Source organism: Streptomyces venezuelae (genome assembly GCF_008642335.1).
Taxonomy (GTDB): domain Bacteria; phylum Actinomycetota; class Actinomycetes; order Streptomycetales; family Streptomycetaceae; genus Streptomyces; species Streptomyces venezuelae_F.
This window is the reverse complement of the sequence record NZ_CP029191.1, coordinates 6,886,052-6,902,956: the sequence shown is the minus strand read 5'-3', so window position 1 is coordinate 6,902,956 and position 16,905 is coordinate 6,886,052. Positions and strand designations below refer to the sequence as shown.

Annotated in this window: 13 protein-coding genes; 8 read left to right on the top strand and 5 right to left on the bottom strand. The window is 71.5% G+C overall.

Annotated elements, in window-relative coordinates; genetic code table 11:
- The 3 genes from DEJ49_RS30915 to DEJ49_RS30905 all read left to right on the top strand — a co-directional run bounded on the left by DEJ49_RS30915 (window position 1) and on the right by DEJ49_RS30905 (window position 4,569).
- Window positions 1–2,787 carry an ABC transporter permease subunit gene (locus tag DEJ49_RS30915; RefSeq protein WP_150187155.1) on the top strand — a complete coding sequence of 929 codons (2,787 nt, stop codon included), beginning with the start codon at window positions 1–3 and terminating at the stop codon, window positions 2,785–2,787.
- The gene (locus DEJ49_RS30910) at window positions 2,784–3,578 is read left to right on the top strand and encodes an ABC transporter ATP-binding protein (RefSeq protein WP_150187154.1); all 795 of its coding nucleotides are present in this window, start codon (window positions 2,784–2,786) and stop codon (window positions 3,576–3,578) included. The genes DEJ49_RS30915 and DEJ49_RS30910 overlap by 4 nt, the downstream gene beginning before the upstream one ends.
- Before the next feature lie 199 nt (window positions 3,579–3,777).
- Window positions 3,778–4,569 (top strand): aldo/keto reductase, encoded by a 792-nt coding sequence (locus DEJ49_RS30905; RefSeq protein ID WP_409234660.1) that lies wholly within the window; start codon window positions 3,778–3,780, stop codon window positions 4,567–4,569.
- Between the two features lie 66 nt (window positions 4,570–4,635).
- On the opposite strand, the gene DEJ49_RS30900 is transcribed toward DEJ49_RS30905, so the two are convergent.
- The 4 genes from DEJ49_RS30900 to DEJ49_RS30885 form a co-directional block, all read right to left on the bottom strand.
- A complete protein-coding gene (locus DEJ49_RS30900; protein WP_150187152.1) occupies window positions 4,636–4,977 on the bottom strand; it encodes a CU044_2847 family protein in 342 nt (113 codons plus the stop codon).
- Between the two features lie 72 nt (window positions 4,978–5,049).
- Window positions 5,050–5,952 (bottom strand): class I SAM-dependent methyltransferase, encoded by a 903-nt coding sequence (locus tag DEJ49_RS30895; protein WP_150187151.1) that lies wholly within the window; start codon window positions 5,950–5,952, stop codon window positions 5,050–5,052.
- A gap of 86 nt (window positions 5,953–6,038) precedes the next feature.
- Window positions 6,039–6,797: a class I SAM-dependent methyltransferase gene (locus tag DEJ49_RS30890; RefSeq protein ID WP_150187150.1), complete on the bottom strand. Its 759-nt coding sequence runs from the start codon at window positions 6,795–6,797 to the stop codon at window positions 6,039–6,041.
- 6 nt (window positions 6,798–6,803) lie between these two features.
- Window positions 6,804–7,115 (bottom strand): 4a-hydroxytetrahydrobiopterin dehydratase, encoded by a 312-nt coding sequence (locus DEJ49_RS30885; protein ID WP_150187149.1) that lies wholly within the window; start codon window positions 7,113–7,115, stop codon window positions 6,804–6,806.
- Between the two features lie 88 nt (window positions 7,116–7,203).
- Here DEJ49_RS30885 and DEJ49_RS30880 point away from each other — a divergent pair, with 88 nt between their 5' ends.
- The 5 genes from DEJ49_RS30880 to narI all read left to right on the top strand — a co-directional run bounded on the left by DEJ49_RS30880 (window position 7,204) and on the right by narI (window position 14,924).
- Window positions 7,204–8,079 (top strand): helix-turn-helix domain-containing protein, encoded by an 876-nt coding sequence (locus tag DEJ49_RS30880; RefSeq protein ID WP_150187148.1) that lies wholly within the window; start codon window positions 7,204–7,206, stop codon window positions 8,077–8,079.
- 203 nt (window positions 8,080–8,282) lie between these two features.
- Complete coding sequence (locus DEJ49_RS30875; RefSeq protein WP_150187147.1) at window positions 8,283–11,975, top strand: nitrate reductase subunit alpha; 3,693 nt, start codon at window positions 8,283–8,285, stop codon at window positions 11,973–11,975.
- A 32-nt stretch (window positions 11,976–12,007) separates the two neighbouring features.
- Window positions 12,008–13,630 carry a nitrate reductase subunit beta gene (narH, locus tag DEJ49_RS30870; protein ID WP_150187146.1) on the top strand — a complete coding sequence of 541 codons (1,623 nt, stop codon included), beginning with the start codon at window positions 12,008–12,010 and terminating at the stop codon, window positions 13,628–13,630.
- On the top strand, window positions 13,627–14,205 hold the full coding sequence (gene narJ / locus DEJ49_RS30865; RefSeq protein WP_150187145.1) for a nitrate reductase molybdenum cofactor assembly chaperone: 579 nt from the start codon (window positions 13,627–13,629) through the stop codon (window positions 14,203–14,205). The genes narH and narJ overlap by 4 nt, the downstream gene beginning before the upstream one ends.
- Window positions 14,202–14,924, top strand: coding sequence for a respiratory nitrate reductase subunit gamma (gene narI, locus DEJ49_RS30860; protein WP_150187144.1), 723 nt, complete (start codon window positions 14,202–14,204; stop codon window positions 14,922–14,924). The genes narJ and narI overlap by 4 nt, the downstream gene beginning before the upstream one ends.
- A gap of 21 nt (window positions 14,925–14,945) precedes the next feature.
- On the opposite strand, the gene dnaK is transcribed toward narI, so the two are convergent.
- Complete coding sequence (gene dnaK / locus DEJ49_RS30855) at window positions 14,946–16,862, bottom strand: molecular chaperone DnaK (RefSeq protein WP_150187143.1); 1,917 nt, start codon at window positions 16,860–16,862, stop codon at window positions 14,946–14,948.
- Between the last annotated feature and the right edge of the window lie 43 nt (window positions 16,863–16,905).

Sequence of the window (16,905 nt, the reverse complement as noted above, 5' to 3'; positions counted from 1 at the left end):
ATGTCGGACCTCCTCGGATTCGTGCTGAGCGGCCTCGTCTCGGGCGCTCTCTACGCGCTGCTCGCCACGGGCCTCGTCCTGTCGTACTCCGCATCGGGCCTGTTCAACTTCGCCCACGGCGCGACCGCCTACCTCTGCGCCCTCGCCTTCCACGAACTGCACTCCGGCTTCGGCCTGCCCGCCGTGCCGACGGCCCTGCTCCTCGTCCTGGTGGCGGCACCCGTCCTCGGCCGGGGCCTCGACCGGCTGATGTTCCGCAGACTGGCGCGGGCCGGCGAGACCGCGCAGATCGTCGCCACGATCGGCCTGCTCGTCGCCCTGCCCGCGCTCGGCCTGTGGATCGTGGAGCTCCTCGAGGACGCGGGGGCGCCGGTGAAACCCGCGGAGAACCAGTTCGGGCTGCCCGGCGTCGGGCCGAGCCCGGCCCGCAGCTGGCAGCTCACGGACGGCGTCGGCGTCGACTCCGACCAGCTCATCACCTGGGTGACGACGGCCGTGGTGGCGGTCGGCCTGTGGATCCTGATGCGCCGCACGCCGCTCGGACTCAGGCTGCGCGCCGCGGTCGACAACCGGTCGCTCGTGGAACTGCGCGGCATGAGCGCGGACCGGCTCTCGTCGGTGGCGTGGATGCTGTCGTCGGGCCTTGCGGGGCTCGCGGGTGTCCTCGCGACGCCGCTCCTGGGTCTCTCCTCGCACGACTACACCCTGTTCCTCTTCGTCTCCGCGACGGCCGCCGTGCTCGGCCGCTTCCTGTCGATCCCCCTCGCCTTCGCGGGCGGACTCGGACTCGGCGTGCTCCAGAACCTCGTCGCGGGCTACGCCGACTTCGCCGAGGAGATCACCGGCTTCCGTACGGCCGTGCCCTTCCTGATCCTCTTCGCCGGGCTGCTCCTGCTCACGCGGCGGCAGCGGACCGCGGGCACGGCGGCGATGGACGCGCCGCCCGTGGACTACCTCGCGGGACGCTCGTGGCTGCGCCGCTGGGGCCCGTGGACGGCAGCCGCGCTCGCCCTGGCCCTCTCCTTCTACACGGTCACCACACCCTTCTGGAGCGGCCTCCTCGCGCAGGGGCTCGCGATCTCCCTGGTCTTCGTCTCCTTCACCGTGGTGACGGGGCTCGGCGCGATGGTGTCGCTCGCCCAGGCCACGTTCGTGACGGGCGCGGCGCTCGTCGCCGGGCTCCTGATGAGCCACGGATGGCCGTTCGCCGGGGCGGCGCTGGCCGGCACGTGTGCGGCGGCGGCACTCGGCGCGCTCGTGGCGCTGCCCGCGCTCCGCCTCGGCGGCCGCTCCCTGGCCCTCGCCACACTGGCGCTCGCCTTCCTCGCCGACCAGGTGCTCTTCCAGATGGGCTGGTTGCGCAACGGCGACACGGGCTGGGAGATCCCCCGCCCGGTGTTCGGCCCCGTCGACCTCTCGGACGACCGCGCGATGGGCGTGGCGATGGTCGTCCTCGCCACCACGGCCGTGGCCTCGCTCGCCGCACTGCGGAACTCCCCCTCGGGCCGCGCCATGCTGGCGGTGCGGTCCGCTCCCGCGGCGGCCATGGCGTCCGGCGTCTCGGTCGTCCGCACGAAACTCCTGCTCTTCACGCTCTCGGCGGGTCTCGCGGGGTTCGGCGGCGTGATGTACGCGTCCTACAACACCCGCGTCACCGCGACCGACTTCACCGCGATGACGGGTCTGATCTGGCTGGCGGTGGCGGTCGCGGCCGGGGTCCGGAGACCACAGTTCGCGGTGGTGGCGGGCCTGGTCTTCGCGATCGTCCCGCACCTGGTGGCGGAGTACGTCACCGAGTCCGCACACCTCCCGGTGATCCTCTTCGGCCTGGCGGGGCTGGCGCTGGCGAACGATCCGGACGGGTACTGCGCGGCCGTGTCGGTCCGGAGGCACCGGAGGCGGGTAAGGGTGCGGGCGGTTCCGGGGCCCGCGCCTCTGCCCGGCGGAAGCGCCACCCTGCCGACAGGTGGAAGCGGCACCCCGTCGGCGGACGGGAGCGGCACCCCGCAGTCCCCGCGCCCCGTGCCGCACAACCACGCCCCCGCCGCAGACGCACCGCCCGCCCTCGCCCTGCACGGGCTCCACGCCGGCTACGACGGCGCCCCCGTGCTCCGCGGCGTGGACCTCGCCGTGCACGCCGGGGAGATCGTCGCCCTGCTCGGGCCCAACGGTGCAGGGAAGTCGACCGTCTGCCTCACCGCGGCGGGGCTCCTGGCGCCCACGCGGGGCCACGTGTACGTCGCCGGGCGCGATGCCACCCGGGAAGGTGCCGCCCGGCGCTCCCGCGGAGGTGTCGTCCTCGCCCCCGAGGGCCGCGGGATCTTCCCCTCGCTCACCATCGAGGAGAACCTCGCCCTGTACCTGCGGGAGCGGGACGAACGCGACGCCGTGTACGCGAGGTTCCCGGGCCTCGCGGCGCGGCGCAGGGTCCCGGCGGGCTCCCTCTCCGGCGGCGAGCAGCAACTGCTCGCGCTGGCCCCGCTGTTGCAGCGCCCGCCGAAGGTCCTGATCGCGGACGAGCCGTCGCTCGGTCTCGCGCCGCGCATCGTCGACGACGTGTTCAGGCTGCTGATCGAACTCCGGGACGCGGGCGCCGGGCTGCTGCTCGTCGAGGAGAAGGCCGCCGAGATCCTCGGGGTAGCGGACACGGTGGCGTACCTGGCGCCGGGCCGCGTCTCCTGGTGCGGCCCGCGCTCCGAGGTGCGGGCGGACCGCCTCACTGAGGCGTACCTGGGCATGGCCGCGAACGGCGGACGGCAGGCGACGAAGGGGGTGACTCGGCCGTGACCGAGCGGGGACACATCCTGGAGGCCGAGGGCATCGGCGTACGCTTCGGCGGCATCCGGGCCCTGGACGGGGTGGGGCTCGGCGTGCGGCGGGGCGAGGTCTGCGGGCTCATCGGTCCCAATGGCGCGGGCAAGACGACCTTGTTCGACGTGCTGTCCGGCATCCGCGGCCCCGACCGCGGCCGGGTGCTGCTCGACGGGCGGGACGTCACGCGCCGCTCCCCCGTGTGGCGGGCCCGGCACGGAATGCGGCGCACGTTCCAGCGCCGGCAGCTCTTCGGCCAGCTCACCGTCGCCGACAACCTCGTCGTCGCCCAGGAGTGGCGGGGCGGGGGCGGGGGCTTCGCCGCGGACCTGCTGGCCGCGCCGACCCGGCGCGCGCACGAGGCGGGGCGGCGCGCACGGGCCGCGGCGGTGCTGCGCTCGTGCGGGCTCGACGCACTGGCCGGGCAGTACGCGGGGGCGCTGCCGGTCGGGCAGGCCCGCATGGTGGAGCTGGCACGCGCCGTCGCGGACCCGCCCTCGGTACTGCTCCTGGACGAGCCCGCGTCCGGGATGACGGCCGACGAACGGCAGCAGCTGTCGGCCGTCGTCCGGCACCTCACGGACGACGAGGGCTGCGCCGTGCTCCTCGTCGAGCACAACGTCGCCTTCGTGATGGAGCTCTGCGCCCGCGTCGTCGTCCTCGACCTCGGCCGGGTCCTGGCCCACGGGACACCGGCCGAGGTGCGCGCGGACCCGCGGGTGCGGGACGCCTACCTGGGGACTCCGCCGGAGGACGACGCACGGTGAACCGCTCCGCGGTAGGCGGCGGGCTTTCCCGGAGGAGTGGGGTTTCAGGAGCAAATCAGAGGGACACCGGACAATCGATGTGCTTCCAGGAATGCAGCACGGCCCCTGATCGTTGACCATGGGCATAGACACCCGACGACTTAAGGATCGAGAGCTCGTGAGCAAGGTTCCCCCGATCACCCTCAACAACGGCGTCGAGATGCCCCAGCTGGGCTTCGGCGTCTGGCAGGTTCCGGACGACGAGGCCGAGAAGGCCGTCGCCACGGCGCTGGAGGCCGGGTACCGCAGCATCGACACCGCGGCCATCTACGGCAACGAAGAAGGCACGGGCAAGGCGATCGCCGCTTCCGGCGTCGCCCGTGAGGACCTGTTCGTCACGACGAAGCTCTGGAACAGCGACCAGGGCTACGACGCGACCCTGCGCGCCTTCGACACCTCGCTGGAGAAGCTCGGCCTCGACTACGTGGACCTGTACCTGATCCACTGGCCCGTGCCCTCCAAGGACGCGTACGTCGACACGTACAAGGCCTTCGAGAAGATCCACGCCGACGGCCGCGCCAAGTCCATCGGCGTCTCGAACTTCCTGCCCGAGCACCTGAAGCGGCTGCTCGGCGAGACGTCGATCATCCCGGCGGTCAACCAGATCGAGCTGCACCCGCACCTGCAGCAGCACGCCTCGCGGGAGTTCCACGCGGAGCAGGGCATCGCCACCGAGGCGTGGTCGCCCCTCGGCTCGGGCAAGGGCCTCCTGGAGGTTCCGGCGATCATCGCCATCGCCCAGAAGCACGGGCGCTCCCCCGCGCAGATCGTGCTGCGCTGGCACATCCAGCTGGGCAACGTCGTGATCCCGAAGTCCGTGACGCCGTCGCGGATCAAGGAGAACATCGACGTCTTCGGCTTCGAGCTCGACCCCGAGGACATGGCCGCGATCTCGGCCCTCAACGAGGACCGCCGCATCGGCCCGGACCCGGCCACGTTCGACGTCGCCTGAGGCACCCGGAGGTACCGAGCCTCCTCCACCGGCCCGTCGCGGCCGGCGGAGGAGGCTCGTCCGCGTCTACGCGCCCTGCCCCTGCTCCCGGGGCCGCGCCCACGTCAGCTTGACCGTCAGGTGTCCCTCCGTCGCCGTCTTGGCGATCACCGCGCCCGCCTCCGCGCTGAGCTTGACGCCGAACTCCAGCTCGATCGTGTCGGGGTCGAGCGCCCGGTCGCGGAAGGTCCGCAGCGCGGACATCGCGGCGCCGCGCACGTTGCTCAGGGCCGACTCGAAGCGGCCCTCGACGTCGTGGATCGCGCCGGACTCGCCACGCCGCGACACCGATCTGAATCCGGGGTCCCGCGAGTCGACCTCGACCACGACGGGCCCTTCGTCGGACTCCCACCGCATCAGTTCGTTCACAGGTGTCCCCTCGCTCGGCCGGACTCCGAACGTACGTCAACCTGCCTCACCGCGAGGCGGGTTGACGGAACGTCATCCCTTCACCGCCACGTACACCGTCTGCGCCGTCAGCACGAACACGTCCGGGCGCCGGTGCAGGCTCTGCGGGTCGGCCGGGTCGAGGAGGCGGTCGAAGGTGGCGGCGTCGTCCGGGGCGAGGCGCTCGGCCTGCATCTCGCGGCGGCGCGTGAACTCCGTGATCACGTGGGCGCGGGCGTCCTCCGACAGCGGCGCCGGCAGGTCGAGGAGGAAGCTGCGGGTGGCCACGTGGCGCAGGCCCGCCGCGGTGAGCAGGGCCGGCCAGTGCTCCGTCGTGCCCTTCGAGCCATCCAGGCCGTCGCGCATCCCGGCGAACCACTCCTCGTCCGCCGCCTCCAGGCGGGACAGCAGGCCGGGGCGGCCGAACCCGATGTCGCGGGGCAGATAGCGGGCGCTCAGGCCGCCCTCCAGGAGGGCGACGGCGCCGCCGGGGGCCAGCCGGCCGGCGAGGGCGGAGAGGGCGGCGCCCTGGTCACCGACGTGGTGCAGGGACTTGCACAGCCACAAGAGGTCCGCCTCGGGCACGTCGTCGATGGCGTCGGGCAGCGCGGCGCGCACCGTGTCGAAGCGGTCGGTCAGGCCTTCGCGTGCCGCGCGGTCGCGGGCGCGCTCCAGGAGGGCCTCCTCCGGGTCCGCGGCGACGATCCGCGCCGTGGGGAACGACTCGGCCAGCGAGAACGAGACGGCGCCGGGGCCACTGCCGACGTCCACGACGACGCCGGGCTCGGGGACCCAGCGGCGGAGCCAGTCGGCCACCTCGGCGTACATCGGCGCGGCGACGCGGGCGTACCGCTCCAGCATGGCGCCCATGGCGGACCAGTCCATGTCCCCGTCGTGCCCGTGGCCGTGCCCATGCCCATGCCCGTGGCCCTGCCCGTGCCCGTGGTGATGCCCCATCGCCGTGTGCCGCCTTCCGGTCCGCCGTCGTGTGTGAACGGGACCAGACTGCTCCCGTTTCCCGTTTCCGGCGAAACAAGTTGCCGCTACCGCAAAAAACGCCCGTGTCCCCGCTTGCGGTACGCGCGCAGGCCGAACTGCGGATCGGGGCGCGCCACGTCCTGGTCGGGCAGGGCGGCGAGCCGCTCGGCGAAGCGTGCGGCCAGCGGGCCGTCGGGCGGGATCTGCGTGAACCAGCCGCGCCGCAGGTCGTCGACCGTGGAGCGGGGTGAGCGGCCCTGGCCGTGGCCGCGGAACCGGGCCCGGCCCGTCGGGGCGAGCCCGTGCTCGGCGGCGTACGCGTCGACGGCCTCGACCCGGTCGACCGCGGGCCGCACCGGGCGCGGCGCGAGCACGGCGTCGATGTCGCTGCGCACGTCGTGCGAGGCGGCCTTGTCTACGGTGGTGACGTAGACACCGCCGGGCCTGAGCACCCGCGCGCACTCGGCGACGACGGACGAGGTCTCGTCGGGGCCGGACAGCAGATGCAGCAGCCAGATGGTGGTGACCGCGTCGAACGAGCCGTCGGGGAAGGGGAGTCGGCGGCTGTCGCCGAGGACGACGGCGCCCGGCACCCGCTCCGAGGCGAGCCGCGCCATGCGGTACGCGGCGTCGACGCCGGTCACCCGCAGTCCGTCGCGCGCGGCGAGCCGCCGCGTGACCAGGCCGGTGCCGCAGGCGACGTCGAGGAGCGTGGCCGTGCCGGCGGGCAGCAGGCCGAGGACCGCTTCGGCGGCGGCAGCGGCGCGGGGCTCGCCGCCGCGCGAGGCGTCGTACCGGTCGGCTTCCTTGCTGTAGTCGAGCATCGACGGTCATTCCACCCCGTGCGCGGAGGCCAACTGCTCGACGCGCACCGCGAGTTCGAAGTCGAGGGCCGTGAGGGCGCCGCCCGCGCTGTGCGTGTTCACGGCGAGGGAGACCGTGTTGTAGCCGAGGGTCAGCTCGCTGTGGTGGCCGAGCTCCTCCTGCGTCCGCGCGATGTGGACGACCAGGCCGGTCGCGGCGAAGTGCGAACCGAGCCGGTAGGAGCGGGTGATCCGTTCGCCGTCCGGGGACAGGGACCAGCCGGGGAGCTCGGCGAGACGGTCCTCGATCTCTTTCTGCGACAGCGGTTCGGGAGTCACGGGCCACGCTCCTTCGGAACGGTCGGTCTTCGTGGAGAGTCGGTCTTCGGCTCACCCTGCCACGAATTGTTTCGATTACCGTCTACGTATGACAACCGCCGTGCCCGTCAAGGGGAGCACCAGAGGCAAGAGCGTCAGAGGCAAGTCCGGCAAGGCCAGGGGGAAGACCGACGAGAACGCCACCGGGGTGGGGCCGCTGCTCCGGGGCTGGCGCGAGCGGCGCCGGGTGAGCCAGCTGGAGCTGGCCCTGCGCGCCGACTCCTCCGCGCGGCACATCAGCTTCGTCGAGACGGGCAGGTCGCGGCCGAGCGAGGAGTTCCTGCTGCGTCTGGCGGACCACCTCGACGTACCGGTGCGGGAGCGCAACTCCCTTCTCCTCGCGGCAGGTTACGCTCCGCGCTTCCGCGAGACGCCGCTGGACGACCCCACGATGGGCACGCTGCGCGAGGGCCTGGAGCAGCTCCTCGCGGGGTACGAGCCGTATCCGGCGCTGGTCGTCGACGCGAAGTACGACGTGGTCGCGGCGAACCGCGGCATCGCGATGATCCTCGACGGGCTCCCCGAGCACCTCTTCGAAGGGCCTTTGAACGCGATGCGCGTCACCCTCCACCCGGAGGGCCTGGCCTCCCGTATCCGCAACCTCCGCGAGTGGCGGGGGCATCTGCTGCACCAGATGGAGCGGCAGATCGCGCTGCAGCGTTCGGACGCGCTGCGCGAGGTGTACGAGGAGGTGGCGGCGTACCCGGTGGCGGACCCCGGGACGGACGCCTTCGAACCGGGCGTCGAGGTCCCCTACTTCGCCCTCCCCCTGCGGATCGAACACGACGGTCACGTGCTGTCCTTCATCTCGTCCATCTCGACGTTCAACACCCCGATGGACGTGACGGTCGCCGAGCTGGCCATCGAGACTCTGCTCCCGGCCGACCCGGCGACGTCCAAGTACCTGCGGCAGCGGATGTCCTAGCGGCCCGCCTTCACCGCGCGCAGCGCCACGTACTGCAGCACCGCGAAGCCGCCCAGCCGGCGTTCACCTCGACGACCACCTGCACCGCGACCGGCGGCGGCTCCGACGCCGAGCGCCCCACGCACCCGTACGGCCGAAGCCGACAGGTGCCGTGCCGTCCCCGCGCCTAGGTTCGACAGGAGGCAGACCTAGGGAGCTTCACGGTGACAGAGACGACCGAGCCCGCCGCCGCCCTCCTGCGGGCGGGGAAGTTCTTTCGGCGCGGTGACGCCGCGCCCGACCTGCACAGCGTCCGGCTGACCGGGGGGCGGGACGGCGACGCGTTCTACCGGGACCGCTGGAGCCACGACAAGGTCGTGAACTCCACGCACGGCGTGAACTGCACGGGCTCGTGCCGTTGGAAGGTGTACGTCAAGGACGGCATCATCACGTGGGAGACGCAGGCCACGGACTATCCGAGCGTCGGCCCAGACCGCCCCGAGTACGAACCCCGCGGCTGCCCCCGGGGCGCCGCGTTCTCCTGGTACACGTACTCCCCCACCCGTGTCCGGTATCCCTATCTGCGCGGTGTGCTCCTTGAGATGTACCGGGAGGCGAAGGGGCGGCTGAAGGATCCGGTCCTCGCCTGGGCCGATATCCAGGGGGATCCGGAGCGGCGGCGGACGTATCAGCAGGCGCGCGGCAAGGGCGGGCTCGTGCGGGCCACCTGGGACGAGGCCGTCGAGATCATCGCGGCCGCGCACGTGCACACGATCAAGACCGTCGGGCCGGACCGCGTCGCGGGGTTCTCCCCCATTCCCGCCATGTCCATGGTGTCGCACGCCGCCGGCGCCCGCTTCATGAGCCTCATCGGCGCGCCGATGCTCTCCTTCTACGACTGGTACGCGGACCTGCCCGTCGCCTCCCCGCAGGTCTTCGGCGACCAGACCGACGTACCGGAGTCGGGCGACTGGTGGGACGCCGCGTATCTGATGATGTGGGGCTCCAATGTGCCGGTGACCAGGACGCCCGACGCGCACTGGATGGCCGAGGCCCGCTACCGGGGCCAGAAGGTCGTGGTCGTGGCGCCCGACTACGCCGACAACGCCAAGTTCGCCGACGAGTGGCTGCACCCGCACCCGGGTACGGACGGCGCGCTGGCCCTCGCGATGGGGCACGTGGTCCTCAAGGAGTTCTTCGTGGACCGGCGGACGGAGTTCTTCGACGACTACGTACGCAGGTTCACCGACCTGCCTTTCCTCGTGACGCTCACCGAGCGGGACGGCGCGTACGTGCCCGCCAAGTTCCTGCGCGCCTCCGACCTCGGCGAGGGCACGGAGGAGGGCGAGGGCGGTGAGTGGAAGACGGTCGTGCTCGACCGGAACACCGGGCGCGCCGCCGTCCCGAACGGCTCCATCGGGTTCCGCTGGAACGAGTCCGGCAAGGGCAAGTGGAATCTGGAGCTGGGCGACATCGACCCGGCTCTGACGTTGCAGGGTTCCGGTGTCGCGGCGGGCGTCGAGGTGCTGCTGCCCCGGTTCGACACCGAGGGCGGTACACACGGTCAGGGCCGTGGCGAGGTCGTGCGGCGCGGGGTGCCCGCGACCCGGCTCGGCGGGCCGGACGGGCCGCTGGTGACGACGGTCTTCGATCTGCTGCTCGCGCAGTACGGTGTCGGCCGCGAGGGGCTGCCCGGCGCGTGGCCCGCGTCGTACGACGACGCCGACGCGCCCGGCACGCCCGCCTGGCAGGAGGTCCACACCTCGGTGCCCGCCGCCAAGTGCGTGAAGATCGCCCGGGAGTTCGCCGCGACGGCCGAGAAGTCGCGGGGCCGCTGCATGATCCTCATGGGGGCCGGGACCAACCACTGGTTCCACTCGGAGACGATCTACCGGTCCTTCCTCGCCCTGCTCCAGCTCACCGGCTGCCAGGGCCGCAACGGCGGCGGCTGGGCGCACTACGTGGGGCAGGAGAAGTGCCGGCCGGTCACGGGCTGGGCGACGCTCGCGAGCGCCAACGACTGGAGCAGGCCGCCGCGGCAGATGATCGGCGCCGCCTACTGGTTCCTCAACACCGACCAGTGGCGCTATGACAGGTTCGCTGCGGACGTGCTCGCGTCGCCGTTGGGGGAAGGGCGTTTCGCCGGGATGACCGGGGCCGACTGTCTCGCCCTCTCCGCCCGGACGGGATGGATGCCCTCGTATCCGACCTTCGACCGCAGCTCCCTCGACCTGGGGGCCGTCCCTGGCGACCCCGTCGCCAACGTCGTCGACGAGCTCAGGTCCGGCACCCTCAAGTTCGCCTGCGAGGACCCCGACGCGCCGGAGAACTGGCCGCGCGTCCTCACCCTGTGGCGCGCCAACCTGCTCGGCTCGTCCGCGAAGGGCGCCGAGTACTTCACGAAGCACCTGCTCGGCACCCACTCGTCGCTACGGGCGGAGGAGGCGACGCCGGACGAGCGGCCCTCGACCGTGACCTGGCGCGACGAGGCGCCCGAGGGCAAGCTCGACCTGCTCGTCTCCCTCGACTTCCGCCAGACGTCGTCGACGCTCCTGTCCGACGTGGTGCTGCCCGCCGCCACCTGGTACGAGAAGCACGACCTGTCGACCACGGACATGCACCCCTACGTGCACTCCTTCACCCCGGCCGTCGACCCGCCCTGGCAGGCCCGCACCGACTTCGACACGTTCCGCGCCATCGCCGACCGGCTCAGCGAGCTGGCCGTGGACCACCTGGGCGTGCGCAAGGACGTCGTCGCCACCGCGCTCCAGCACGACACGCCGGGCGAGATCGCGCAGCCCGGCGGTGTCGTCCTGGACTGGCGCAAGGGCGAGTGCGAGCCGGTGCCGGGCCGGACGATGCCCAACCTCGCGGTCGTGGAGCGCGACTACACCGCGATCGGTGCGAAGTTCGCCGCGCTCGGCCCGCTCGTGGAGCGGCTGGGCCTGCCCGCGAAGGGCATCGCGCTCCACCCCGACCAGGAGGTCGACGAGCTGCGCGAGCGCAACGGCGTGGTGCGCGGCGGACCGGCGGACGGGCGGCCCGCCCTGGACACGGCGGTGAAGGCGGCCAACACCATCCTCGCGCTGTCCGGCACGACCAACGGCCGCCTCGCCACCCAGGGCTTCCACACCCTGGAGGAGCGCACCGGGCAGGAGATGGCGCACCTGTCCGCCGAGCACGAGGGCAAGCGCGTCACGTACGCCGACACACAGGCCGCGCCCGTCCCGGTGATCACCTCACCGGAGTGGAGCGGCAGCGAGTCGGGCGGGCGCAGGTACGCGGCGTTCACGCTCAACACCGAGCACCTCAAGCCGTGGCACACGCTGACCGGACGCCAGCACTTCTTCATCGACCACGACTGGATGCACGAGCTGGGCGAGGCGATGCCGGTCTACCGGCCGCCGCTGGACATGAACCGGCTGTTCGGGGAGCCACGGCTCGGCCCCGACGGCGAGCGGGAGGTGACGGTCCGTTACCTCACGCCGCACAACAAGTGGTCGATCCACTCCGAGTACCAGGACAACCTGTTCATGCTGTCGCTGTCGCGCGGCGGCCAGTGCATCTGGATGGCGCCGCAGGACGCGGACGCGATCGGTGTGAAGGACAACGACTGGATCGAGGCGGTCAACCGGAACGGTGTGGTGGTGGCGCGGGCGATCGTGTCGCACCGCATGCCGGCCGGGACGGTCTTCATGCACCACGCGCAGGAACGCACGGTCAACGTCCCCAAGACGGAGACCACCGGCAGGCGCGGCGGCATCCACAACTCGCTGACCCGCCTCATCCTCAAGCCGTCCCATCTCATCGGCGGCTACGCGCAGTTGTCATGGGCGTTCAACTACCTCGGCCCGACGGGCAACCAGCGCGACGAGGTGACGGTCATCCGCCGCCGCAGCCAGGAGGTCACGTACTGATGACCGGTGACAAAGGAACCATCGGACGCTGTATGGCACAGATCGCGATGGTGATGAACCTCGACAAGTGCATCGGGTGTCACACGTGTTCGGTCACCTGCAAGCAGGCGTGGACCAACCGCGACGGCATGGAGTACGTCTGGTTCAACAACGTCGAGACCCGGCCCGGCCAGGGCTACCCGCGCCGCTACGAGGACCAGGAGAAGTGGCGCGGCGGCTGGGAGCTGAACAAGCGGGGCGCCCTGAAGCTGAAGAACGGCGGCCGGATCAAGTCGCTCCTGGAGATCTTCTCCAACCCCAAGCTGCCGGAGATCAAGGACTACTACGAGCCCTGGACGTACGAGTACCGCAACCTCACCGACGCCCCGCTCGGCGACGACTTCCCGGTGGCCGAGCCGCGCTCGCTGATCAGCGGCAAGCCCATGAAGATCGAGTGGTCCTCGAACTGGGACGACAACCTCGGCGGCGCCACCGAGCACGGCGACCTCGACCCGATGGTGGAGAAGACGCGCCAGCAGGTCACGGACAAGATCAAGTTCGCCTTCGAGCAGACCTTCATGTTCTACCTGCCGAGGATCTGCGAGCACTGCCTCAACCCGGCGTGCGTGGCGTCGTGCCCGTCCGGCGCGATGTACAAGCGGTCGGAGGACGGCATCGTCCTCGTCGACCAGGACCACTGCCGCGGCTGGCGCAAGTGCGTGACGGGCTGCCCGTACAAGAAGGTGTACTTCAACCACCGCACCGGCAAGGCCGAGAAGTGCACGATGTGCTACCCACGCATCGAGGTGGGCCTGCCGACGGTCTGCTCGGAGACGTGCGTGGGGCGCCTCCGCTACCTGGGCGTGATCCTGTACGACGCCGACAAGGTGACGGCCGCCGCCTCCGAGCCCGACGAACACAAGTTGTACGAGGCCCAGTTGGACGTCTTCCTCGACCCCGAGGACCCCGAGGTGCGGCGCGCGGCCGAGCGGGACGGCATCTCGTACGACTGGATCGAGGCGGCGCGCCGCTCCCCCGTGCACGCGCTGATCAGCAAGTACAAGGTGGCGCTTCCGCTGCACCCGGAGTACCGCACCATGCCGATGGTCTGGTACATCCCGCCGCTCTCCCCCGTGGTGGACGCGCTGACGGAGACCGGCCACGACGGCGAGGACCTCGGCAACCTGTTCGGCGCCATCGACACGCTGCGCATCCCGCTCGAATACCTCGCGGAGATCTTCACCGCGGGTGACGTCGGTCCCGTACGCGCCTCGCTGGAGAAGCTCGCGGCGATGCGGTCCCACATGCGGGCCATCAACCTCGGTGACACGCCCGACGGTTCGACCGCCGACGCGGTCGGCATGACGGGCCAGGAGATCGAGGAGATGTACCGGCTGCTCGCCATCGCGAAGTACGAGGACCGGTACGTCATCCCGACCGCCGCCGTCGCCGACGCCCAGCGCCTGGAGGAGTCCGCGCTCCCCGACTCGTGCAGCCTCGACTACGAGGACGGCCCCGGGATGGGCGACGACGGGCCCTTCGGGCAGGACTCCGGACGCCGGCAGCTGCCGCTGGTCACCATCGAGAACTTCCACACGCTGCGCGCCCGGCAGACCGCCGACGAACAGCCCAGCGCGGAAGAGAAGGCCAACGCGGCGAAGGAGGACGACAGGTGACGCGGCACGCGGTCCTGTACCAGGCGGCGGCGCTCTGCCTGGCCTACCCGGACGACGAGTTCCACACGCGGCTCCCGCTGCTGCGGGCGGCCGCCCCGGCCGGTCTCGACGGCTTCCTCACCCACGCCGAGACGACAGAACCGCGCGAGCTCGCCGCGCACTACGTCCGCGTCTTCGACTTCAAGAACCGCCACAGCCTGTACCTGAGCTGGTGGCGCGACGGCGACACCCGGCGGCGCGGCATGGCACTGGTCCGGTTCAAGGAGGTCTACCGGGAACACGGCATGGAGTTCACCGGCGAGGAACTGCCGGACTTCCTCCCCGCCGTCCTGGAGTTCTCCGCGCACGCGGGGCCCGCCCTCCTCCAGGAGCACCGCAGCGGCCTCGAACTGCTGCGGATCGCGCTCACCGACTTCGGCACGCCCTACGCGGCGGTCCTCGACGCGGTGTGCGCGACCCTGCCAGGACCCTCGCCCAAGGACCGCGCGGAGGCGCGGGCCCTGGCCCGCTCCGGGCCGCCGCGCGAAGAGGTCGGACTCCAGCCCTTCGCACTCATCGGGGAGCGCACCTCATGAAGACACTGCTGTGGGGCGTGCTCCCCTACGTCGCGTTCGTCCTGCTCGTCGCGGGCATCGTCTGGCGCTACCGCTACGACAAGTTCGGCTGGACGACCCGCTCCTCGCAGGTCTACGAGTCGAAGCTGCTCAACATCGCGTCGCCGATGTTCCACTACGGCATCCTGTTCGTGCTCGTCGGCCACCTGATGGGGCTGTTCGTACCGGAGTCGTGGACGGACAAGGTCGGCCTCACGGAACACACGTACCACCTGCTCTCGCTCTACGGCGGCACGGCGGCCGGCGTCCTCCTCGTCCTCGGCATCCTGCTGCTGCTCTACCGGCGGCGCACCAACACCCCCGTGTTCCGCGCGACGACCGCCAACGACAAGCTGATGTACCTGGTGCTGTTCGCGGCGATCGTGCTCGGCATGGTCGCCAAACTGACGCACGCCTCCGGCGACGGCTACAACTACCGCATGTCCATCGCGCCCTGGGCACGCAGCCTCTTCACGCTCCAGCCCGACATCGACAGGATGGCGGGCGTGCCGGTGCTCTACGAGATCCACGCGGTGATCGGGATGCTCCTCATCGCCCTGGTGCCCTTCACCCGGCTGATCCACATGTTCAGCGCGCCGGTGCAGTACCTGTTCCGGCCGTACGTGGTCTACCGCAGCCGGGACCCCAAGCGGGTCGGGGCGCGCCCGGACCGGCGGGGCTGGGAGCGGACGGGTTCGTGACCCCACCCGCTCCCGCCACACCTACTGCGCGCCGCCCTTGCCCCGCTCGCCCTTCTCCCCCGAGCTCCTGTCCTCCTCATCCACGATCTCCGCGTCCACCACTCCTTCTTCTGCGCTGCCCTGCGGCGGCTGCTGACCGTCCGAGGCGCCCCCGCCCGCGCCCCCGCCCGCGCCCCCGCCCGCGTCCGCGTCCGCGTACATCGCCTGCCCCATCTTCTGGCTCACCGTCGCCAGCTTCTCGGCGCCGGTGCGCAGGGCGTTCGTGTCGTCGGAGCGGTTCTTGAGGATGTCCTTCAACTCGGCCGCCGCGGCCTCCACCTCGTTCTTCGTGTCCACCGGCACCCGCTCGCCGTTCTCCCGCAGGAAGCGCTCCGTCTGGTAGACGAGCTGCTCGGCCTGGTTGCGGGTCTCCGCCGCCTCGCGGCGCCTGCGGTCCTCCTCCGCGTGCTCCTCGGCCTCCCGCACCATCCGGTTGATGTCGTCCTTCGGCAGCGCGGAGCCGCCGGTCACCGTCATGCGCTGCTCGCGTCCCGTGGCCTCGTCCTTCGCCGAGACGTGCATGATCCCGTTGGCGTCGATGTCGAAGGTGACCTCGATCTTCGGGACGCCGCGCGGGGCGGGCGGCAGGCCGGTCAGGTCGAAGACGCCGAGCTTCTTGTTGTACGCGGCGATCTCCCGCTCGCCCTGGAAGACCTGGATGCCGACCGAGGGCTGGTTGTCCTCGGCGGTGGAGAAGGTCTCCGAACGCCGGGTGGGGATCGTGGTGTTGCGCTCGATGAGCTTGGTCATGATGCCGCCCTTGGTCTCGATGCCGAGGGACAGCGGGGTCACGTCGAGGAGCAGCACGTCCTTCACGTCGCCGCGGATGACGCCCGCCTGGAGCGCCGCGCCGAGCGCGACGACCTCGTCGGGGTTGACGCCCTTGTGCGGGTCCTTGCCGGTGAGCTCCCTGACCAGGTCCGTCACCGCGGGCATGCGGGTGGAGCCGCCGACGAGGATGACGTGGTCGACGGCGGAGAGCTTGACGCCCGCGTCCTTCACCGCCTGGTGGAAGGGCGCCTTGCAGCGGTCGAGCAGGTCCGCCGTGAGCTCCTGGAACTGGGCGCGCGTCAGCTTCTCGGCGAGGTGCAGCGGGCCTTCCGCGGACGCCGTGATGTAGGGCAGGTTGATGTCCGTCTCGCTCGACGAGGACAGCTCGATCTTCGCCTTCTCGGCGCCCTCGCGCAGGCGTTGGAGCGCCATCTTGTCCTTGCCGAGGTCCACGCCGTGCCCGTTCTTGAACTGGCGCACCAGGTGCTCGACGATCCGCTGGTCCCAGTCGTCGCCGCCCAGCTGCGTGTCGCCGTTGGTGGCCTTGACCTCGATGACGCCCTCGCCCATCTCCAGGAGCGACACGTCGAAGGTGCCGCCGCCGAGGTCGAAGACGAGGACGGTCTGGTCGTCGCCCTTGTCCAGGCCGTACGCCAGGGCGGCCGCCGTCGGCTCGTTGACGATGCGCAGGACGTTGAGGCCCGCGATCTCGCCGGCCTCCTTGGTGGCCTGGCGCTGGGTGTCGTCGAAGTACGCGGGCACGGTGACCACCGCGTCGGTGACGTCCTCACCCAGATACGCCTCGGCGTCGCGCTTGAGCTTCTGCAGGACGCGCGCGGAGAGCTCCTGCGCGGTGTAGCGGGTGCCGTCGACGTCGCCACTCTCCGGGAAGCGCCAACTCCCGTTTCCCATATGGCGTTTGACGGAGCGCGCGGTGCGCTCCACGTTGGTGACGGCCTGCCGCTTGGCGACCTCGCCCACCAGGACGTCGCCGTTCTTCGCGAAGGCGACGACGGAGGGGGTGGTGCGCGCGCCCTCCGCGTTGGCGACGACGGTGGGTTCACCCCCCTCCAGCACGGCCACCACTGAGTTCGTCGTCCCGAGATCGATCCCGACCGCACGTGCCATGGTCCAGTCCCTTCCGCCGCGAGCTGACGTCCCCCGTTTCCCG